Raw genomic sequence first — 20,166 nt, forward strand, 5'->3', positions numbered from 1 at the left:
TAGACCAGTCGATCGGCCGACTCATGAGACGAAAAAGGGCCCAAAGGCTGACAACAGGTGACCAACGGCGCCTTACGCCGTGGTGGCCGACGCCAAAACCCCGGCCCGGCACGCTCGGGGGGAGTGCGTGCCTGGCCGGGGAGTCTTGGGGTAGGGCTATCGGTCTCAGCTGAGGTGCAGCTGCTGGCCCGGGTAGATCAGGTCGGCGTCGCTGACGATGCTCTTGTTCAGCTCGAACAGCTTCTCCCAGCCGCCGGCGACGTGGTGCGCCTGGGCGATCCCGGAAAGGCTGTCGCCGGTGACGACCTTGTACTCGCCGTTGCCCTGCTGGACCGGGGCGGCCTTCTTGGTCTCGGCCGGCTTGGCGGCGGGCTTGGTCTTCTTGACCGGGGCGCGGTTCTCGGACTTGCCGCGGCTGGCGGTGTCCGAGGTGTCGCGCGAGGTGGTGCTCTTCGACGGGGTGCTCTTCGTCGAGGAACCGGTGTTCACGTCGGCGGCCGGGCCACCGGCGGTCAGGTTGCCGGCGCCGGCGCAGGCCCAGGCACCCGGGCCCTGCAGGGCGAGCAGCTTCTCGGCTACCGCGATCTGCTGGTCCTTGGTGGCGAGGTCGGCACGGGCGGCGTACGCGGTGCCGCCGGCGGCTTCCCAGCTGGACTGCGAGAACTGCAGGCCGCCGTAGTAGCCGTTACCGGTGTTGATCGACCAGTTGCCGCCGGACTCGCACTGGGCGACAGCGTCCCAGGTGGCGACCGAAGCGGCGGAGGCGCCGGTGGCACCCAGCAGCGGAACGGCGATCGCGGCGGTGGTGACACCGGCAATCGCGGCAATTCGGGTGAACTTGGACGGGCGACGGTGCTTAGCCATGGTTGTTCATCCTCACCGACGCCTACGAGGTCAGCTGTCGGGTTCGGGCGTGAGTTGCCCGGCTGCGCGGCTCTCGCCGTGCTGCTTCACCCCAAGCCGGTCCGTCCCCCACGAGTTCGGGGCCGGGCCGGCGGAAGACCTTGGGTCCCCCGCTCCTGCCTACGGCGCTTTCGCGTCGACTGTTCCCGTCGGTCGGCGGCAGGACTCGGCGATCCTGACCGGCGGGGCCCGCTGTGGCGAGCAGTACGACGTTAAACACACGATCCCGGCGAGGACAAACATCCCGGGGTCGTACAGCAACTCCCCCATCCGGCTGAGCGGACCCACAGAACCGCAGGTCGGAAGGGAGAAAAGCGGCGCAGTGCGAGCGAGCCGTCACAGCCGCCACGGAGACCCTTGTCACAAGGTCCGGGGTGCCGGGATCGTGTTGAGCGGTCTCAGAAGCTCAAGTCCAGGTGCTGCCCAGGGAGAATCAGGTCGGGATTGTCCCCAACAATCTGGTCATTTGCCCCATAAAGCGCCTTCCATCCACCCTGCAGATGATGGTCGGCGGCGATGTCGCAGAGGTTGTCGCCCGGCACGACGACGTAGTCGCCGTTGGCCGCCACGTCGCCCTGACCGGTGTTCTGATCACCGTTCAGACCGTCGGCGGTACCCGCGGACCGGTCGGCGTCGCGCGAGGCGCGGTCGGTGCTCTGCCCGTCGGAGGAGTCCGGCGATCCGGGCTTCGCGTGCTTGCCCGGGCTCTTGCCCGCGGCTCCCGGCGTGGTGTCCGCCAGGTCCGAGGAGGGGCTCGGGGCGGTCGGCGTGGTGGCCGGCGTGGTGCCGTCCGAAGGATCGGCCGTCGGGTCGGTCGTCGGAGTGCCGGTCGGCGTCGACGGAGTCGTCGGCGTGGTGGACGCCGGAGGAGTCGTCGGCGTCGTGGGCGCCGCGGGTGTCGTCGGCGTCGTGGTGGGCGCCGTCGGCTTCGTGGTGACCAGCGGGGGCAGGATCGAGCCCGGGTCGATCTTCGGCGGCGCTCCGCCGGTCACGAGTCCCGCGGGTCCCGAGCAACCGGGCCAGGCGTCCGGCCCGAGTTCCTTGAGCAGCGTCTCGGCCACGGCTATCTGCTGCGAGCGGCTCGCCAGGTCGGGGCGCTCGGCGTAGACCGTGCCGCCGTACTGCTCCCAGGTGTCCTCGGTGATGGACAGACCACCGTAGAAGCCGTTGCCGGGGTTGGCACTCCACATGCCGCCGCTCTCACATACCGCCACCTTGTCCCAGACCGTGGCATCGGCCGCCTGCGCGGCGCCTGCACCGAGCAACGGGAGTGCGATCCCCGCTCCGGTCGCCGCGACCACCACGATGGCGGTCGGGGCCTGGCGCGGTCGGCGGTGTCTGCCGTTCCCGGACTTCAGCATGCGGTCACCCTTCTCCAAAAAACATCGACTACGGTCCTGCGTCATCTTCGAGAAGCCTGCGATGACCGCAGAACGTAGCGGTGTTGACCATCGCATCACAAGTCGGTGTAGCGGGCATCACGTTGAGGTCACGGTCGATTTCAGCCCTTACCTCTTGTACGGGACATTTTTGACGTCCCGTCAGGGATTAACGGTGTGAAAGGCTGGACTCAGGACGTCGATTCGAGGATTCCGGTTTCGGGGGTGAAACCCACCGGCAGCGTCCGCAGCCCGCGCATGATGAGGCCGCCGCGCCACCGCAGATCGTCCGGCTCGGCCGCCAGCCGCAGGTCCGGGAGCCGGGTCAGCAGCGTCGCGAGCGCGGACTGCGCCTCCAGGCGGGCCAGCGGGGCGCCCAGGCAGTAGTGGATGCCGTGCCCGTAGCCGACGTGCTGGTTGTCGCGGCGCGCCAGGTCCAACGTGTCGGGTCCGTCGAACCGGTCGGGGTCGCGGTCGGCCGCCGCCAGCACCACCAGCACCGGCTCGCCCTCCCCGATCCGCTGCCCGCCGATCGTCAGCGACTGCGTCGCGAACCGCCACGTCGCCAGCTCGACCGGCCCGTCGTACCGCAGCAGTTCCTCCACCGCGGTCTCCAGGAGGTCCGTCTCACCACGGGCGATGGACGCCTGGAGCTGGGCGCGTTGCTCGGGATGGCGCAGCAGCGTGTAGACGCCGTTGCCGATGAGGTTGACGGTGGTCTCGAAACCGGCGAAGAGCAGGATGAAGGCCATCGCGGCGGCCTCGTTCTCCGACAGGTGCTCACCGTGGTCGCTCGCCTTGATGAGCCCGGAGATCAGATCGTCGCCGGGGTCCGCGCGCTTGCGGTGGATCAGCTCCAGCAGATACGCCCGCATCTTCTTCACCGACCGGGCGACGCCGCCGCGCGGGCCGCCGCCGTGGCGGATCATCATGCCCGCCCAGTCCCGGAAGTCGTCCTGGTCCTCGGGCGGGACGCCCAGCAGATCGCAGATCGTGTAGATGGGGAGCGGGAACGCGAACTCGTGGATGAGGTCCGCCTCCGACTTCACCGCGCCCGCCTCGTCCACCTGCAGACCGTCGATGAGCCGGTCGGTCAGCTCCTGCACCCGCGGTGCGAACTCCGCGATCCGGCGCGGGGTGAACGCCTTGGAGACGAGCCGCCGCAGCCGGGTGTGGTCCGGCGGATCGATGTTCAGCAGGTGCGTCATCAGATCCGCGCCGCGCTCGCCGGGGATGCCCACCTTGTTCTTGGCGTTGGCGCCCTCGCTGTGATGACCCCGGTTCTTGCTGAGCCGCGCGTCCGCCAGCGCCTGCCGCGCGTCCGCGTACCGCGTCACCAGCCAGGCGTCCACGCCGCTGGGGAGCGTGGTCCTGTGCACCGGCGAGTGCTCGCGCAGCCAGGCGTACGCCGGGTACGGATCGGCGGCGAACTCCCAGGTGAAGAGGGTGGGGGCGGGAGGGGCGGCGGGGGTGGGCGCGGGGGTTGCGGCAGTCTCGTCAGGCACCCCCTGACGCTAGCGCGTCCCGGCAGAGCCGATCGGCGAGCCGGGTCGTCTGCGGCAGCCGGTACTCCGGCGCCAGCGCGAGGACGTGCCGGCACGCGGTGTCCAGGTCGATGCGGTGCCCTGTCGACACATAGACCGGTTTGACGCCCCGCTGGGTGCGCAGCACGCGGCCCACGGTCTCCCCGTCGTCGACGAGCGGTACGAACGCCCCGCGTTCCGGGCCCAGCGCGGCCGGGTCGTGGCGTCCGGTGAACGGTGTCTTCGCGACCCCGGCGGTCGGAATGCCGGTGATCACCCCGAGGTGGCAGGCGAGGCCGAACCGCCGGGGGTGCGCCAGCCCGTGACCGTCGCAGACCAGCAGATCCGGGACGGTGCTCAGCTTGCGCAGCGCCTCGACCAGGGCGGGCAGCTCGCGGAACGCGAACAGCCCCGGGACATAAGGGAACGAGGTCTCGGCGACGGCTGTCGCCTGCTCCACCGGCGCGAGCGTCCGCGCGTCCAGTACGACGACGGCCGCGGCCACCCGGTCGCCCGTGCCGTTCCCGTCGCCCGCGTACGCGACGTCCAGCCCGGCGACGAAGCGCGGCTCGCGCGGGCCTGGCCCGCGATGGTCCGCCCGCGCCCGCAGCCGGTCCTGGATCTCCAGCGCCTGCGCCTCACCGGCGGGCCACTCGTGCGGCACATCAATCTGCATGGCAGAACGCTACGTTGCGGCCCGGAGCCCGGTCGCCCCGGATTCCGCGCCGGACATCCCCTGCCTGCTCCGTCGGTCTATTCGGCTGCGCGCAGGGTGTCGCGGTAGCGGCGGGCGGCGGCCCGCAGCGCGGATTCCGGGTCGAGCCCGGCGGCGGTGGCCGCGGAGGCCAGTGCCAGCAGCAGGTCGCCGAGCGCCGTCTGGTCCGACGGCACCTCGACGCCGGCGGCGTCCGGCACCGGCAGCCCGGCCCTGCGCGCCCGGCCGCTGAGCTGCGCGGCCAGCGCGAGCGCCGGCTGCCCGACGGGCACCCCGTCCGTCACCGAGTCGCGCTGCTTCTCCACGGCCTTGAGCCGGACCCAGTTCGCCTGGACGGCCTCGGGGGTCTCGGCGACCTCGTCCCCGAAGATGTGCGGGTGCCGGTGGATCAGCTTGTCGACGATCGTGCCGGCGACGTCGTCGACCGAGAACGGCTCCTCCGCGTCCTCCTCGGCGATCCGGGAGTGGAAGACGACCTGCAGCAGTACGTCCCCGAGCTCCTCGCGCAGCGACTCCCGGTCGCCCTCCTCGATCGCCTCGACCAGTTCGTACATCTCCTCGATGCCGTACTTGGCGAGGTCCGTGTGGGTCTGCTCACGGGTCCACGGGCACTCCGCGCGGATCCGGTCCATGACCTGCACGAGATCGAGCAGCCGCGCGCCCGGCAGGTCGTACGAGCCGGGCAGCAGTTCCAGGTCCGGCATCGCGACCCGCCCCGACCCGCCGAGGCGGGCCAGTTCGTCGGTGACCGCGGGGTCGTTGTCAGCGGCCGGCAGATAGACGACGGTCCGCTCACCGGCGGTGGCGTCCACCAGTTCCCGCCCGGTCGGCGCCGCGTGCACGACGCGTACGCCCGCCTCCCGCAGATACGGAAGCTGCGGATGCCCGGGGTCGGCGCAGATGACCTGGTCGGCACCGCGCAGCAGTTCCCACGCGGGCCACGACAGCAGACCGGGTGCCACACGGTGGCTGGTGGTGAGCAGTACGAGGCGGCCTGGCGCGGGGGTCATCAAGTCATCCACCGCTCGAACCTACCCCGCCCCGCGCCCCTGCTCCGCCCCGTCCCGGGAGCGGACCCCCGGGGTCCGGCCCCGGGCGGCCGGGGTGGGCCGGCCGCCCGGTCGGGGTCAGGCGCCCTGGACGGGGGCGGTCGCCACGGGGACGAGCCACGGTTCGTGGGTGGCGCCCAGGCGGGCGTTCTGGACGTCCCAGGTGCCGTAGCGGGGGTTCACGTCGATCTTCATGTCCTTGCCGGTCTTGGCGAGCAGCTGGTTCAGGGCCGCGCTTCCGCCGTCGCTGCCGGGCTCGACGCCGAGACTGGAGATGATCTTGCCCGCCTCGACCTGCAGCCGGCAGAAGGCGTCGATGTCGGAGGGCGCGACGTTGTACTTCTCCAGCAGCGCGGGCGCCAGCGCGTCCGGCCCGCCGGACTGGGCCTCCAGTGCCGTCCGCATCTGCCCGACGTCGGAGCGGGTGACCGTGACCCCCGCGTCCTTGGCGACGCGGTCCAGCAGCCGGGTCACCACCATCGTGCCGAGCGTCTGGCTGGTCAGGTCGCTGCTGCCCTCGATGAGGGCCGCCGCCTGGGGCGACTTCTCCTGCGCGGTGCGGACCGCGTTGACCTTCGACTGGAGGTCCGAGACGGAGATCGTCTCGTTCTCCACCACTGCGGCGGCCCCCGCGTGCGGGGTGCCGCACGCGCTGATCACAGGGGTCATCGCCACGAGTGCGGCGGCGGCGAGCGAGACGGCGGTGCGTCGGCGGACCATGGTGCCTCCCGGCATGGGATCGAGCGGCGGTGCTTCGACCTTGCGAAGATCGAGGATATGGAGCGGACCGCTTCGATATCCAGCACTCCGCCGAACTGGGCCGTGTCCGGCCGAACCCGAACGGCTCAGCTGGTGGGCAGCTTCTCGTTCGGGCAGGTGTTCAGCTGCTTGCGCATCGCGTCCTTCTCGGCGGCGGTGACCCACACCCCGTACTTCTTCTTCACCGCGACCTGCCGCGCCACGTACGCGCACCGGTAGCCCTTGTTCGGCGGCAGCCATGTCGCGGTGTCGCCGTCGCCCTTGGAGCGGTTGGCGGACGCGTCGGCGGCGATGAGGTTCATCGGGTCGTTGGCGAACTGCACCCGCTTGTCGGTCGTCCACTGCCCGGCGCCCTTCTGCCAGGCGTCGGAGAGCGCGACCGCGTGGTCGATGTCGATCGTGCTCTTGCCCCGGGTGTAGGTGAGCTGCTGCCCGGTGTACGGGTCGTCCAGCTTCCCCGAGGTGACGACGCAGTCGCCGCCCTTCTCCGCGCGGAACGTTTCCGCGGTGAGGTCGCGCTTCAGTATGTCGTCGCGCGTCCCGCAGCCGTTGTGGTCGGTGTCGACCCAGGACTTGCCGAACTTCTCCCGCGTGTAACCGGTCTTCGGCGCCCGCCCCTTGACGGTCAGGGAGTCGACGGCGGCCAGCGCGCTGCCGCCGGGAGCCGACTTCCCCGGTCCGTTGCCGTTGCCGTTCCCGGCACCGCCCGCGGTGTCGGCCTTGCAGCCCGCCGCGCCGAGCAGTCCGGCGACCGCCAGCCCGCAGAGGAGTATGTGTGGTGCCCGTGCCCCGCGTTTGACCATGCTCGCACCTTATGGCGTTGACAGCCCGGCGTCCGGAGCGGCCCGGTCGGACCACCCATCTGCTCGCCTCATGCCCGAACTTGGCCCAGCCATGCCAGGGTGCGGCGCAACTCGACGCAGAACGGATGGTGCGGTCCGTGCACGCGGTCGGCGTCGTAGAGGAGCCGTGCGAGCACCTCCCGGGCGGTGGCGCGGTCGCCGACGGAGAGCAGGAGGTTGCCGATCCGGCGGCGGATCTCCAGCGGGACGACCGGGTCGGTGGCCGCGTACCGCTCGAAGTACGGCAGCAGGGTGCGGTATTCGCCGAGGGCGGCGCCGGCCTCGCCGAGCTGTTCGAGGCACTGCGCCGCCTCGTAGCGGAACTGCAGGACCTGCCGGTCGGCCGGACCGCTCTGGGTGGCGAACTCGTCCGCCAGCCGCCGCAGTTCGGGGAACGCGCGGCGGAACTGGCCGTCCTCCATGAGCGTGGCGGCGTACTGCTTGCGCAGCATGCGCACGATCGGTGAGTGCTCGCCGTGCTTCGCGGCGGCGGCGGGCAGCACGCCCCCGAGGATGTCGACGGCCTGCGTGATGCGGCCCGCGTCGAGCAGCCGTCTGACCTCGTCGACCGCGGCGGCGATGTCCGGCCCCGCCGGCGGCGTCGGCGTGGTGGAAGGCGGCGTCGACGGCATGGCCGGCACCTGGACACCTTCCTGGCCGGTACCGGGCCGGTCCGGCCAGGGGGCGTGCGGGCGCAGGAACGGGCGGGTGGGGTCCATCGGCCCGGGCGGGCGCTGCGCGTGCGCGGTCCCGGCGGACGGGAGCATTGACGCGAGTTCACCGTAGACGCGCTGGGCGTCGGCGGGCCGGTGCTGCGGGTCCTTGGCGAGCAGCCGCAGGACGAGGGACTCCAGCGGCGCGGGCACCTCGGGCCGCAGCTGGCGCAGCGCGACCGGGGCCTCGTAGAGATGGCGGTGCAGGACGCCGAGCGCGGTGGAGCCGTGGAACGGGACGTTGCCGCTGAGTAGTTCGTGCAGGACCACCCCGAGCGCGTACAGGTCGGTGCGCGGTCCGACGGCGCCGCCCATCGCCTGTTCCGGCGCCATGTACGCGGGGCTGCCGATCGGGGTGCCGGTGTGGGTGAGGCGGGTGGTGTCGGTGTCCATGACGGACGCGACGCCGAGGTCGAGCACGACGACGGTGCCGTCGGGGCGCACCATCACATTGCTCGGCTTCAGGTCGCGGTGCACGATCGGCACCGCGTGGACGGCGGAGAGCGCCGCGCACAACTGGGCGGCGACCGCCACCGCCCAGGGCCACGGGTAGGGGTCGTGCTCGGCGAGGTGGTCCGCCAGGTCCTGGCCCTCGACGTGCTGCATGACGAGGTACAGCTCGTCGCCGTCGGTGCCCGCGTCATGGACGGTGACCAGGCCGGGGTGGTCGACCTGGGCGGTGACCCGGCACTCGCGGTCGAACCGCTGGCGCAGCTCGGCGACGTTCTCGCCGCCAGCGACCTTGTCGGGGCGCAGCAGCTTCACCGCGACCCGGCGGTCCAGTCGGCGGTCGTACGCCGTCCAGACCTGGCCCATGCCGCCCTGGCCGAGAACGGTGGCCAGCTCGTACCGCCCCGCGACGAGCCGGCCGTTCACCGGCCTTCTTCCTTGCGGAGGTAGTCACTCAGCTCGTCCAGCTCGGCGCGGACCTGGTCGATGCGCGGCGCGGGCGTGCCGGCCGGTCCCGGGGTCGGCGTCGCGGCCGGGTCCGGGGCCACCGGAGCGGTGGGAGCCGGGGTGGAGGTGGGGGTGTCCCGGTACGGGTTGTAGTCGGCGCGCGGGGTCGGCAGCTGCGTCTGGTGCACCTGCTGGCGCGGCGGCTGCGGGGCGGCGTAGGGGAACTGCTGCTGCCCGTACGCCCTGGACGCGTTCTGCGCGTCCACCTCCCGGAAGTGCCGGATGTCGGAGACCAGGTAGTACACCGCCACCGCGATGGCCTGGATCACCAGGATGGAGACCACCGCGTTGTCCCGCGGGCTGTTCCTGTTGCCGCTCTCGCCGCTGTCGCCGCCGTTGCCGAGGAGCGCCACCAGTACGACGGTCAGGACGAAGCTGGCGCCGCAGAGCACCCAGTCCACGGCGTTGCGCCGGCGCAGCAGGGCGACGCGCAGCAGCGGTGTCCAGGCGAGCATTCCGCACGACAGCACCGCGAGCAGCACGAACAGGACTCGCAGCCCGGAACGTGTGCCGTCACTCGGCTGGGGCGGCACGATGCCTGGGCCGTTCATGGCTGCTCCTGAACAAAAGTCTCGGCTGGAAGAGCGAGCGTATCGGCAGGGGCGGACGAGCGGTCTGGCGATGCCACAACAATTCGGACCGGACCACACCCCGCACGAACACCGTGCACCCCCGCCACCGTCCGGCCGACGGTCCGGCCGCTGTCACCAAGAGCGACGCAGACTGCGATACGGGTGGTTGCGGTGACCGGAGAACGGCCGGCCGAACCACATACCCGCGCCACTCACGTATCTTTTCGTGGCGGGCGTGCACCGGCCGAGGGTGCCGCGCGTCTTCCCGTGCGAAAGGAACGCAGCATGGACATGGCTACCGCGGCCATCCCCGCCCAGCACGGGAACAGCTCCTCTCCCGGCAGCCGCTTGCAGCGGCTCTTCCGCCCCCGGCTCGACCCGTACTGGCTGGCCGGCGCGCTCTTCGTCGCGTACGCCACCCTGTCGGTGTGCCGGTTCCGGCGGATGGCGACGATGTCCTGGGACCTCGGGATCTTCGAGCAGGCAATCAAGTCCTATGCGCACTTCCAGGCGCCGGTCGCCGATCTCAAGGGCCCCGGGACCAATATCCTCGGCGATCACTTCAGCCCCATCACGGCCCTCGTCGCCCCCTTCTACCGGGTCTTTCCCACCCCGGTCACCCTCCTCGTGGTGCAGGCCGTCCTCTTCGCGCTCTCCGTCGTCCCGGTCACCCGGGTCGCTGCGCACTTCCTCGGCCGCGGCCGGGGGCTGGCCGTCGGTGTCGCCTACGGCCTGTCGTGGGGGGTGCAGCGGGCGATCGAGTTCGACTTCCACGAGATCGCCTTCGCCATGCCGATGCTCGCCTTCTCCCTGGAGGCCGTGCTGCGCAAGCGGTGGAAGACCGCCATGTGGTGGGCGCTGCCGCTGATCCTCGTCAAGGAGGACATGGGCGCGACCGTCGCCGCCATCGGTGTCGTCGTGCTGCTGCGGACCCGGCGCGAGGATCCGCGGACCGCGTCGTACGCGATCTGGCTCATCGGTTTCGGTATCGCCTTCGCCGCCATCGCCTTCGGCGTCCTCATCCCCGCCTTCAACAACAGCGGCGGCTACGACTACTGGAACAAGCTCGGCGGCAGCGGCGCGCCCGTCGCCGGCACCATTGCGCCGGACACCGCGCTGCGCACCCTGTTGTGGATCCTGCTGCCGACCAGCGGGCTGCTCGCGCTGCGCTCCCCGCTGCTGATCGCCGCGCTGCCCACCATCGGCTGGCGCTTCATCTCCCACGACGACCACTACTGGGGCCTGGACTGGCACTACAGCGCCGTGCTGATGCCCGTCGTCCTCCTCGCCCTCGTCGACGCCGTCAACGAGTCGCGCAACAGCCCGCGGGGCTGGCTGCGCTCCTACGCCTCGCAGGTGCCGGCCGCCGTGGCGGCCGCGGCCCTGGCGCTGAGCACCACCCTCCCGCTGGCGGATCTCACGCACACCGCCACGTACCAGCCCGGGGAACACGTCAAGGCCGTCGAGAAGCTGCTGCGGCAGATCCCGGACGGTGCGAGCGTCGAGGCCAACGTCGGGCCGATCAGCAGGCTCGTCAACCGCTGCACCGTCTACTGGGTCGGCGGGGCCAAGAACGTCGTCCCCGACTACATCGCGATCGACAACGGGGACGGCTGGGTCCCCGACCCGGTCGAGTACGCCCACCAGCTCCATCCGTCGGCGGCCTACACCCAGATCGCCAACAGCGAGGGCTACGTCATCCTGCGTCGCGCGTAGCCGGGGTGAGGGCGGGCTCCTGGGCGGGGGCCGGCTGCTCGCGGGTCAGCAGGATCCGCCGGGAGAGCAGGAACGTCACGGGGATCGCGGCGGCCGCCGCGATCAGCGGGGCGGGCTTCTCCCCCACCCCGCACCACTCCACCAGGACGTACATGCCGACCGAGGTGACGGTGAAGTTCGTCAGGTTGGTCAGCGGGAAGAACAGGAACTTCCGCCAGGTCGGCCGGGTCCGGTAGGTGAAGTACGTGTTGAGGAAGAACGAGCCGATCATGCTCAGCACGAACGCCACGACATACGCCGGGTAGTAGGGCATCCAGCGGTGCAGGAGCAGGTAGCAGCCGTAGAAGGTGCCGGTGTTCACCACACCCACCAGGCCGAAGCGCACCACCTGGAGGAGACGTACGGGCATCAGCGCCGGCCCTCCGACGCGGGCGCCGGGCGCTCCGCCAGCAGCGCCGCACCGCTGGCGGGGGCGCTGTCCGGGCCGCCGAAGGTGGCGGGCGGCACGTTGGTCTCCTTCACGAGGAAGTGCGGCCGCCGCTTGGACTCGTAGTAGATACGGCCGATGTACTCGCCCATCAGCCCCAGCATCATCATCTGCAGCCCGCCGAGCCCGACGATGGCGACGATCAGTGTCACATAACCGGGCGCGGTCACCCCGCCGACCACCGCGGCGACCGTGACCCAGGCGGCGTACAGCCCGGCCAGGCCCGCCAGCGCGAGGCCGAGGTGGATCCCCATCCGCAGCGGGCGGTTGTTGAAGGAGATCAGCCCGTCGATCCCGTAGTTGAGCAGCGCCCCGAACCGCCACTTGGTCTCCCCCGCGGCGCGGGCGGCGTTGCGGTAGTCGAAGGTGACGGTGTCGAAGCCGATCCAGGAGAACAGCCCCTTGGAGAAGCGGTTGTACTCCGGCATCGACAGCAGCGCGTCGACCGCGCGGCGGGAGAGCAGCCGGAAGTCACCGACCCCGTCGGTCAGTTCGACGTCGACCCACTTGTTGACCATCCGGTAGTACAGCCGGCTCACGGTGCTGCGGACGAACTTGTCGCCCTCCCTGGTGCGGCGCGCTATCACCTGGTCGTGGCCGCGGCTGAACAGCTCCAGCATCCGCACGATCAGCTCCGGCGGATGCTGCAGATCGGCGTCCATCAGCACGACGGCGTCGCCGGTGGCCTCGCGGAGCCCCGCGAGCATGCCGGCCTCCTTGCCGAAGTTCCGGCTGAACGAGACGTACCGGGTGCTGCCCACATGCTGCTCGGCCAGGCCCCGCAGGCGTTCCAGCGTCGCGTCCGAGCTGCCGTCGTCCACATAGCAGAGCTCGTACTCGACGGGGAGGAGGTCCAGGGTCTCCCGGATCTTCGCGTCGAAAAGCTCTACACCGGATTCCTCGTTGTAACAGGGAACGACAACGGACAGGCGCATGGATTCACTTTCCGTGGGATACACGGAAATGCTGCCCGCGGTACACGACCCCCGCGCGGCCGCCGCGCAAGGGCCACATGACGGCGATCTGAACGCCACGTGACTCACGGCGCGGCGGCGCCGGTTGTGTATCGGTTACCCCTCGGAAACCCGTCGGTCGGGTCTCAGTTGTCGAGAATCGTGGTCAGGAACTCCGACGTCCAGAGCAGGAGTTCCCGTCCGATGACCGGTGTGCCGCCGATCTTGGCGGTGGTCGGGCGCGGTACGAGGACCTGACGGGCCGCGTTCTTCAGGACCGTGCGCGGGTAGAGCCGGTTGAGCCGCAGTTCCTGCGACTCGCGCAGCTCGACCGGGCCGAACCGGACGTTGCTGCCCGCCAGGGTGATGTCGCTGACCCCGACCTTGCGGGCGAGCAGCCGCAGCCCGGCCACCAGCAGCAGGTTCTCCACCGGCTCCGGCAGCTTGCCGTACCGGTCGGTCAGCTCCTCGCGGACCGCGGTGATGTCCTCGTGGCTGTTGGCGGCGGCGATGGCGCGGTACGCCTGCAGGCGCAGCCGCTCCCCCGGTGCGTAGTCGTGCGGGACATGCGCGTCCACCGGCAGTTCGATCTTGACGTCGAGCAGTGTCTCGTCGGGCTCGCCGCCGTCCTCCAGGGCCGAGCGGTAGTCCGCGACCGCCTCGCCGACCATCCGGATGTAGAGGTCGAAGCCGACGCCCGCGATGTGCCCGGACTGCTCGCCGCCGAGCAGGTTGCCCGCCCCGCGGATCTCCAGGTCCTTCATCGCCACGTACATGCCCGCGCCCATCTCGGTGTGCTGCGCGATGGTCGCCAGCCGCTCGTGCGCGGTCTCGGTGAGCGGCTTCTCCGGCGGGTACAGGAAGTAGGCGTAGCCGCGCTCGCGTGACCGGCCGACGCGGCCGCGCAGCTGGTGCAGCTGCGAGAGACCGAAGTTGTCGCCGCGCTCCACGATGAGGGTGTTCGCGTTGGAGATGTCGATGCCGGACTCCACGATCGTCGTGGAGACCAGCACGTCGAAGCGTTTCTCCCAGAAGTCGACGACGACCTGCTCCAGCGCGCTCTCGCCCATCTGCCCGTGCGCGGTGGCGATCCGCGCCTCCGGCACGATCTCGCGCAGCCGCGCCGCCGCCCGGTCGATCGACTCGACCCGGTTGTGGATGTAGAAGACCTGGCCCTCGCGCAGCAGTTCACGCCGGACCGCGGCGCCGATCTGCTTCTCCTCGTACGGTCCGACGAAGGTCAGCACCGGGTGCCGCTCCTCCGGCGGGGTGGTGATCGTCGACATCTCGCGGATGCCGGTGACCGCCATCTCCAGCGTGCGGGGAATGGGGGTGGCGGACATCGTCAGCACGTCCACGTTGGCCCGCAGCTTCTTCAGCTGCTCCTTGTGCTCGACGCCGAACCGCTGCTCCTCGTCGACGATGACCAGGCCCAGGTCCTTGAACTTCGTCTCGGACGAGAACAGCCGGTGGGTGCCGATGACGACGTCGACCGTGCCGTCGCGCAGCCCCTCCAGGACGGCCTTGGCCTCGCTGTCGGACTGGAAGCGCGACAGCGCCTTCACCGTCACGGGGAACTGGGCGTAGCGCTCGGAGAAGGTCGTGAAGTGCTGCTGCACCAGCAGCGTGGTCGGGACCAGCACCGCGACCTGCTTGCTGTCCTGGACCGCCTTGAAGGCGGCGCGGACCGCGATCTCGGTCTTGCCGTAGCCGACGTCGCCGCAGATCAGCCGGTCCATCGGGACCGACTTCTCCATGTCCTCCTTGACCTCGGCGATGGTGGTCAGCTGGTCGGGCGTCTCCACGTACGGGAAGGCGTCCTCCAGCTCGCGCTGCCACGGGGTGTCGGGCCCGAAGGTGTAGCCGGGGGCCGCCATCCGCGCCGAGTAGAGCTTGATGAGGTCGGCGGCGATCTCCTTGACCGCCTTCTTGGCGCGCGCCTTGGTCTTCGTCCAGTCGGCGCCGCCGAGCCGGTGCAGCGTCGGGGCCTCGCCGCCGACGTACTTGGTGATCTGCTCCAGCTGGTCGGTCGGCACGAAGAGCCGGTCGCCGGGCTGTCCCTTCTTCGCCGGCGCGTACTCGACGAGCAGGTACTCGCGGGTGGCGCCCTGGACGGTGCGCTGCACCATCTCGACGTAGCGGCCCACGCCGTGCTGCTCGTGCACGATGTAGTCGCCGGGCTGCAGGGTCAGCGGGTCGATGGTCTTGCGGCGCCGCGACGGCATCCGCCCCATGTCCTTGGTGGAGGACTTCTGCCCGGTGAGGTCGGACTCCGTCAGCACGGCCAGCTTGAGCCCCGCGTCGATGAAGCCGTGCTCGATCGAACCGGTCGAGACATGGACGACGGACGGCTCCAGATCGGCCAGGTCCATGTCCAGACGGGCCGCGATGCCCTCGCCGCCCAGCACCTCCACGATGCGGGCGGCCGGGCCGTGGCCCTCGGTGACATAGACCGTGCGCCAGCCGTCGGCCAGCCAGCCCTTGGTGTCGGCGAGCGCGCGGGCGGTGTCCCCCCGGTACAGCTCGGGCGCGCGCATGCCCAGCTGCAGGGTGTCCTCGTCCAGCTCGGCATCCGCGGCGAACTGGCTGATCGACCACCAGGGCGTGCCCAGCTGCCGGGCGTGGTCACGCACATCGGCGATCGACCACAGCGAGGCCGCGCCCAGGTCCACCGGCGCCACCCCGCCACCGGCGGAGGCCGCCCAGGACGCCTCAAGGAACTCCTGCGACGTGGCGACCAGGTCGGAGGCGCGTGTCCTGACCCGCTCCGGGTCGCAGACGACCGTCATGCTCCCGGACGGCAGCACGTCCAGCAGCAGCTCCATATCGTCCACCAGGACCGGAGCCAGCGATTCCATGCCCTCGACGGCGATTCCCTCGGCGATCTTGTCGAGCAGTTCGTTCAGCTCGGGGTGCCGGATCGCCAGCTCGGCCGCGCGCGCCCGCACCTCGTCGGTGAGCAGCAGCTCCCGGCACGGCGGTGCCCACAGGCCGTGCTCGGCGATCTCCAGCGAGCGCTGGTCGGCGACCTTGAAGTACCGGATCTCCTCGACGTCGTCGCCCCAGAACTCCACCCGCAGCGGGTGTTCCTCGGTCGGCGGGAAGACATCGAGGATCCCGCCGCGCACCGCGAACTCGCCACGCTTCTCGACCAGCTCCACCCGGGCGTACGCGGCGGCCGCCAGGCCGTCCACGACCTCGCCGAGATCCGCGCTCTGCCCGCTGCGCAGGGACACCGGCTCCAGCTCGCCCAGCCCCTTGACCTGCGGCTGCAACACGGAACGGATCGGCGCGACGACGATCTTCACGGGCCCGGCCGTCGGGTCGTCCGCCCGCGGGTGTGCGAGCCTGCGCAGCACGGCGAGCCGGCGGCCGACCGTGTCGGAGCGCGGCGACAGCCGCTCGTGCGGCAGCGTCTCCCACGCCGGGTACTCCACGACGGAGTCCGGCGGCAGCAGCGAGCGCAGCGCCGCGACCAGGTCCTCGCTCTCCCGGCCGGTGGCCGTCACGGCCAGGACCGTACGGCCGGTGCGGGCGGCGAGGGCCGCCAGCACGAGCGGCCGGGCGGCGGCCGGCCCCACCAGGTCGACGTACGGGCGATTGCCGTCGGTACCGGCCTTGACCGCTTCGGCGAGGGCCGGATCGTTCACGACGACGTCGAGCAGACCGTTCAGACTCATGAAGGGGTTTCCGTCCCAGGGCTGGACAACGCGAACGCCCGACACGTCAAACGGGCCGGGGTTCTTCCAGCGTACGACGCCCCACCGACAGTCGCTGCCGCTCGATCACATGTGACGCACCGAGCGGCGACAAACGGCGGCCCCGGAACGCGGGGGGTTGCGTTCCGGGGCCGCCTGGTAGGCAGTGGGGAGACTGCCTAGTCGGAGGCGATGGCGTTGAGCACGTTCATCCGGCCCGCCCGGAAGGCGGGGACCAGCGCGGCCACCAGGCCGACGAGGGCCGATCCGAAGAAGACGATGATGATCGTCCCCCACGGGATCTCCAGGACTCCGAAGCCCACGGTGGCCATCAGCCGCTGCGCCGAGATGCCCCAGCCCATGCCCAGGCCGAGGCCGACCAGGGCGCCGAAGAGGGCGATGACCACGGACTCCAGCCGGACCATCCGCCGCAGCTGGCGTCGCGACATTCCGATCGCCCGCATCAGGCCGATCTCACGGGTCCGCTCGACGACCGACAGGGCCAGCGTGTTCACGACGCCGAGGATGGCGACGACGATCGCGAGGCCGAGCAGCCCGTAGATCATGTAGAGCAGCTGGTTGACCTGGCTCTTGATGAGGTCCTTGTAGTCGGTCTGGTCCCGGACGGTGAGCTGCGGGTAGTCCTTGACCGCTTCCTTGAGGGACGCGGCCGCCTCCTTCGCCTGGCCGTCGACGGCCTTGGCGAACATGATCTGGTTGGGCGGGAACTTGTCGGCCGGCAGGAACCGCTTCGCCGTGGCGATGTTCGTGTACATCGCGCCCTTGTCGAACGTGGTGTCGTCCGACGTGATCGCGGCGACCTTCAGCTTCGCGGTCTCGCCGCCGACGAAGGCGACGGTCAGCTCGCTGCCGATCTTGATGCCGTGATCCGTGGCGAAGCCTTCGTTGACCGACATCGAGTTGTCGCCGTAGGCGTCGGACAGCTTGCCCTGGACTGCCTCGACGCGCAGGTCCCGCGCGTAGGTGGGGCTGGCGGCCGTCAGCTGCTTGGTGGAGACCTTGCCGTCCGGGGTGGTCAGCTTGGCGTTGGTGCCCGTGTAGTCGGTGACGTGCTCCAGGTGACCGGCCGAGTGGATGGCCTTGGCCAGCGAGGGGCTCAGCGGCTGCTGGTTGTCGGTCTGCAGGATGAAGTCCGCGCCGACCGACTTGTCGAGCTGGTCGGTGGCCGAGGCCACCATCGAGGTGCCGACCACGGACAGTCCGGCGACCAGCGCGAGGCCGATCATCAGCGCCGAGGCGGTGGCGCCGGTACGCCGCGGGTTGCGCAGCGCGTTGCGCTCCGCGAGGCGGCCGACCGGTCCGAAGAACCGCAGCGAGACGGTGCTGAGGGCGCGGACGAGCACTCCGGCCAGCAGCGGGCCGACGATCACGAAGCCGATCAGCGTGAGGAGCACGCCGAAGCCGAGGAACGAGGAGCCCTGGGACGCCTTGTCCGCCTTGCCCGCCGCGACCAGGGCGGCGCCGCCGGCCAGGGCCACCAGCACACCGATGGTGGCGCGGACCTTGCCGGCCTTGCCGTCCGCCGGAGTTCCGGCGTCCCGCATGGCGGCCATCGGCGAGATCTTGCCTGCCCGCCGGGCGGGCAGCATGGCGGCCACCACCGTGACGATGACACCGATCGCGAGGCCGATCACCGGGGTGGTGGCCTTGATGGTCAGCTCGGAGGTGTCCAGGTGCATGCCGAGCTTGCCCATGAGCTTCATCAGCAGGATGGCGAGTCCGATGCCGCCGCCGATGCCGAGCACCGAGCCGAGGACGCCGAGCATCAGCGCCTCGAAGAGCACGGACCGGTTGATCTGCTTGCGGCTGGAGCCGATGGCCCGCATCAGGCCGATCTCGCGGGTCCGCTGGGCGACCAGCATCGAGAAGGTGTTGATGATGAGGAAGATGCCGACGATCACCGAGATGAAGGCGAAGCCGAGCATGACGTACTTCATCGGGTTCAGGAACGAACCGATGTCGTCCTTGGCCTCGGCGTTGGCCTCGGCGGCCGTCTGGATCTTGTAGTCGGTGCCGACCGCGGCCGTGACGTCCTTCTTCAGCTGCGCGTCGCTGACGCCGCTCTTGGCGGTCAGGCCGAAGTTCGTGTACGCGTCCGTGGTGCCGAGCAGCTTGCTCTGCGCGGTCGGGGTGTCGAGGTAGATGAGCGCGGCACCGGGGTTGGTGGTCTTGAAGGTCGCGATGCCGACGATCCGGGTGCTGAAGTCACCGGGGGTGGCGATGACCCGGAGCGAGTCGCCGATCTTCAGGTCCTTCTTGGCGGCGGTGTCGGCGTCGATCAGCGATTCGGTCGGACCGCGCGGCGCGTGGCCGGAGGTGAGCTCCACCGACTTCTTGCTGTCGCGCTCGTCCCAGTTGATGGCGATGGTGGGCGCACCGGTCTTGGAGCCGACGTTCTCGTTCTTGCTGTTGACGACGGTGATCTTGTCGCTGACCACCTGCGTCTCGACCTGCTGCACCCCGGCGGTCTGCTGCAGCTTCGCCAGCAGCGAGGCCGGAACGGTCTCCGGCTTGCCGGTCTCCTGGGCGTCGTCGACCTTCTTGGCGCTGACCGAGACGTCCGACGCCGTGGAGGCGAAGAGCTTGTCGAAGGTCGCGGTCATGGTGTCGGTGAAGACGAGGGTGCCGCAGACGAACGCCACCGAAAGGAGCACGGCGACGGCGCTGAGCACCATCCGGCCCTTGTGCGCGACAAAGTTGCGCATCGATGTCTTGAAGACGGTCACGACACCCTCCCACGGGCGTCGAAGGACTTCATGCGCTCGAGAACGGAGTCGGCCGTCGGGTTCGCCATGTCGTCGACGATGCGGCCGTCGGCCAGGTAGATGACGCGGTCCGCGTAGGAGGCGGCGACCGGGTCGTGGGTCACGATGACGATGGTCTGGCCGAGCTCGTCGACCGAGCGGCGCAGGAAGCCCAACACCTCGGCGCCGGCGCGCGAGTCCAGGTTTCCGGTCGGCTCGTCACCGAAGATGATCTCGGGGCGGGCGGCGAGGGCGCGGGCGACCGCGACACGCTGCTGCTGGCCACCGGAGAGCTGGTTCGGGCGGTGCTTGAGACGCCCGGCCAGGCCGACGGTCTCGATGACGCGGTCCAGCCACTCGCGGTCGGGCTTGCGGCCCGCGATGTCCATCGGCAGCGTGATGTTCTCCAGCGCGTTGAGCGTCGGGAGCAGGTTGAACGCCTGGAAGATGAAGCCGATCTGGTCCCGGCGGAGCTGGGTGAGCTTCTTGTCCTTCAGCTTGGTGATCTCCGTGTCACCGACCCAGATCTGTCCGCTGGTGACCGAGTCCAGGCCCGCCAGGCAGTGCATCAGGGTCGACTTGCCGGAACCGGACGGGCCCATGATGGCGGTGAAACCGCTACGGGCGATGTCCACGTCCACCGCGTCCAGCGCGACCACGCGCGTGTCCTCGGTGGTGCCGTACGACTTGGTGACCTGACGTGCACGGGCGGCAACAGCCGAACGCTCTCCGCTGCCCCCGGACTTGGGAATCGTTACAGCCGTTGTCACTGCTATCTCCTGAAATCTCGTGTGTTTCGTCGGGCTCCTGCGGAACCTGGTGGACCCTGTCGCGCGTTATCAGAGTGCTGGTAAGCCTGGGGTCGCGGCGATGGGGCAGGTCTCCGTCTTGCTGGTGGGGTTAGCCCCACCACGTCCCACTGATGACCCTAAGGAGCACCAGGCCTCCCGAACGTCCTCCGCCAGTACGAACATCGAGTAGGCGGAAGTGAGTACTTTCCCCTAAGGGTCGCCGACATCCAACCGTCCGCGACCTCGGGGTCGATGATCTGCCCTCACGCCACGTGAGGTGCAAGAACCTTGTTCCACCTGCGACGATGCCGCCGATACCGGCTGTCGCGACCCCGGTCCCGCAT

The 20,166-nt window shown here is 70.3% G+C and carries 15 protein-coding genes and 1 riboswitch; of the genes, 1 reads left to right on the forward strand and 14 read right to left on the reverse strand.

Annotation, left to right across the window (positions count from 1 at the left end):
* Positions 1–165 precede the first annotated feature (165 nt).
* From C8250_RS19130 to C8250_RS19170, 9 genes are all read right to left on the reverse strand, one after another.
* Positions 166–864, reverse strand: coding sequence for a transglycosylase family protein (locus tag C8250_RS19130; RefSeq protein WP_138356095.1), 699 nt, complete (start codon positions 862–864; stop codon positions 166–168).
* A 4-nt stretch (positions 865–868) separates the two neighbouring features.
* Positions 869–1,041: riboswitch (cyclic di-AMP (ydaO/yuaA leader) on the reverse strand.
* 260 nt (positions 1,042–1,301) lie between these two features.
* Positions 1,302–2,264, reverse strand: coding sequence for a transglycosylase family protein (locus C8250_RS19135; RefSeq protein ID WP_187144899.1), 963 nt, complete (start codon positions 2,262–2,264; stop codon positions 1,302–1,304).
* 209 nt (positions 2,265–2,473) lie between these two features.
* Positions 2,474–3,787 (reverse strand): cytochrome P450, encoded by a 1,314-nt coding sequence (locus tag C8250_RS19140; RefSeq protein WP_138356094.1) that lies wholly within the window; start codon positions 3,785–3,787, stop codon positions 2,474–2,476.
* Entirely contained in the window at positions 3,780–4,481 is a 702-nt protein-coding gene (locus C8250_RS19145; protein WP_138356093.1) for an endonuclease V, read from the reverse strand. The genes C8250_RS19140 and C8250_RS19145 overlap by 8 nt, the downstream gene beginning before the upstream one ends.
* 77 nt (positions 4,482–4,558) lie before the next feature.
* On the reverse strand, positions 4,559–5,530 hold the full coding sequence (locus C8250_RS19150) for a nucleoside triphosphate pyrophosphohydrolase (RefSeq protein ID WP_138356092.1): 972 nt from the start codon (positions 5,528–5,530) through the stop codon (positions 4,559–4,561).
* A gap of 117 nt (positions 5,531–5,647) precedes the next feature.
* Positions 5,648–6,289: a SurA N-terminal domain-containing protein gene (locus C8250_RS19155; RefSeq protein ID WP_187144900.1), complete on the reverse strand. Its 642-nt coding sequence runs from the start codon at positions 6,287–6,289 to the stop codon at positions 5,648–5,650.
* Between the two features lie 125 nt (positions 6,290–6,414).
* Complete coding sequence (locus tag C8250_RS19160; RefSeq protein ID WP_138356090.1) at positions 6,415–7,131, reverse strand: HNH endonuclease family protein; 717 nt, start codon at positions 7,129–7,131, stop codon at positions 6,415–6,417.
* A 68-nt stretch (positions 7,132–7,199) separates the two neighbouring features.
* Positions 7,200–8,759, reverse strand: a complete 1,560-nt coding sequence (locus C8250_RS19165; protein ID WP_138356089.1) for a serine/threonine-protein kinase — start codon at positions 8,757–8,759, stop codon at positions 7,200–7,202.
* Positions 8,756–9,391 (reverse strand): hypothetical protein, encoded by a 636-nt coding sequence (locus tag C8250_RS19170; protein ID WP_138356088.1) that lies wholly within the window; start codon positions 9,389–9,391, stop codon positions 8,756–8,758. The genes C8250_RS19165 and C8250_RS19170 overlap by 4 nt, the downstream gene beginning before the upstream one ends.
* Positions 9,392–9,697: 306 nt before the next feature.
* Between C8250_RS19170 and C8250_RS19175 the strand changes: the two genes are divergently transcribed.
* Positions 9,698–11,128, forward strand: coding sequence for a DUF2079 domain-containing protein (locus C8250_RS19175; protein ID WP_138356087.1), 1,431 nt, complete (start codon positions 9,698–9,700; stop codon positions 11,126–11,128).
* Here C8250_RS19175 and C8250_RS19180 read toward each other — a convergent pair.
* From C8250_RS19180 to C8250_RS19200, 5 genes are all read right to left on the reverse strand, one after another.
* Entirely contained in the window at positions 11,109–11,537 is a 429-nt protein-coding gene (locus C8250_RS19180) for a GtrA family protein (protein WP_164296803.1), read from the reverse strand. The two genes, C8250_RS19175 and C8250_RS19180, sit on opposite strands and share 20 nt — an antisense overlap.
* A complete protein-coding gene (locus C8250_RS19185) occupies positions 11,537–12,550 on the reverse strand; it encodes a glycosyltransferase family 2 protein (RefSeq protein ID WP_138356086.1) in 1,014 nt (337 codons plus the stop codon). The genes C8250_RS19180 and C8250_RS19185 overlap by 1 nt, the downstream gene beginning before the upstream one ends.
* A 164-nt stretch (positions 12,551–12,714) precedes the next feature.
* A complete protein-coding gene (gene mfd, locus C8250_RS19190; protein ID WP_138356085.1) occupies positions 12,715–16,248 on the reverse strand; it encodes a transcription-repair coupling factor in 3,534 nt (1,177 codons plus the stop codon).
* A 197-nt stretch (positions 16,249–16,445) separates the two neighbouring features.
* A complete protein-coding gene (locus tag C8250_RS19195) occupies positions 16,446–19,013 on the reverse strand; it encodes an ABC transporter permease (protein ID WP_138356084.1) in 2,568 nt (855 codons plus the stop codon).
* Positions 19,010–19,801, reverse strand: coding sequence for an ABC transporter ATP-binding protein (locus C8250_RS19200; protein WP_138356083.1), 792 nt, complete (start codon positions 19,799–19,801; stop codon positions 19,010–19,012). Before C8250_RS19200 ends, C8250_RS19195 begins: the two co-directional genes overlap by 4 nt.
* Positions 19,802–20,166: the final 365 nt, after the last annotated feature.

This window comes from Streptomyces sp. So13.3, assembly GCF_005860785.2.
Classification (GTDB): Bacteria; Actinomycetota; Actinomycetes; order Streptomycetales; family Streptomycetaceae; genus Actinacidiphila; species Actinacidiphila fildesensis.

Excerpts from the sequence above, each read along its gene's own strand:
- C8250_RS19130 (WP_138356095.1), bottom strand. The coding sequence starts at position 864 with ATGGCTAAGCACCGTCGCCCGTCCAAGTTCACCCGAATTGCCGCGATT.
- C8250_RS19135 (WP_187144899.1), bottom strand. The coding sequence starts at position 2,264 with ATGCTGAAGTCCGGGAACGGCAGACACCGCCGACCGCGCCAGGCCCCG.
- C8250_RS19145 (WP_138356093.1), bottom strand. The coding sequence starts at position 4,481 with ATGCAGATTGATGTGCCGCACGAGTGGCCCGCCGGTGAGGCGCAGGCG.
- C8250_RS19150 (WP_138356092.1), bottom strand. The coding sequence starts at position 5,530 with ATGACCCCCGCGCCAGGCCGCCTCGTACTGCTCACCACCAGCCACCGT.
- C8250_RS19155 (WP_187144900.1), bottom strand. The coding sequence starts at position 6,289 with ATGGTCCGCCGACGCACCGCCGTCTCGCTCGCCGCCGCCGCACTCGTG.
- C8250_RS19160 (WP_138356090.1), bottom strand. The coding sequence starts at position 7,131 with ATGGTCAAACGCGGGGCACGGGCACCACACATACTCCTCTGCGGGCTG.
- C8250_RS19170 (WP_138356088.1), bottom strand. The coding sequence starts at position 9,391 with ATGAACGGCCCAGGCATCGTGCCGCCCCAGCCGAGTGACGGCACACGT.
- C8250_RS19175 (WP_138356087.1), top strand. The coding sequence starts at position 9,698 with ATGGACATGGCTACCGCGGCCATCCCCGCCCAGCACGGGAACAGCTCC.
- C8250_RS19180 (WP_164296803.1), bottom strand. The coding sequence starts at position 11,537 with ATGCCCGTACGTCTCCTCCAGGTGGTGCGCTTCGGCCTGGTGGGTGTG.
- C8250_RS19185 (WP_138356086.1), bottom strand. The coding sequence starts at position 12,550 with ATGCGCCTGTCCGTTGTCGTTCCCTGTTACAACGAGGAATCCGGTGTA.
- mfd (WP_138356085.1), bottom strand. The coding sequence starts at position 16,248 with ATGAGTCTGAACGGTCTGCTCGACGTCGTCGTGAACGATCCGGCCCTC.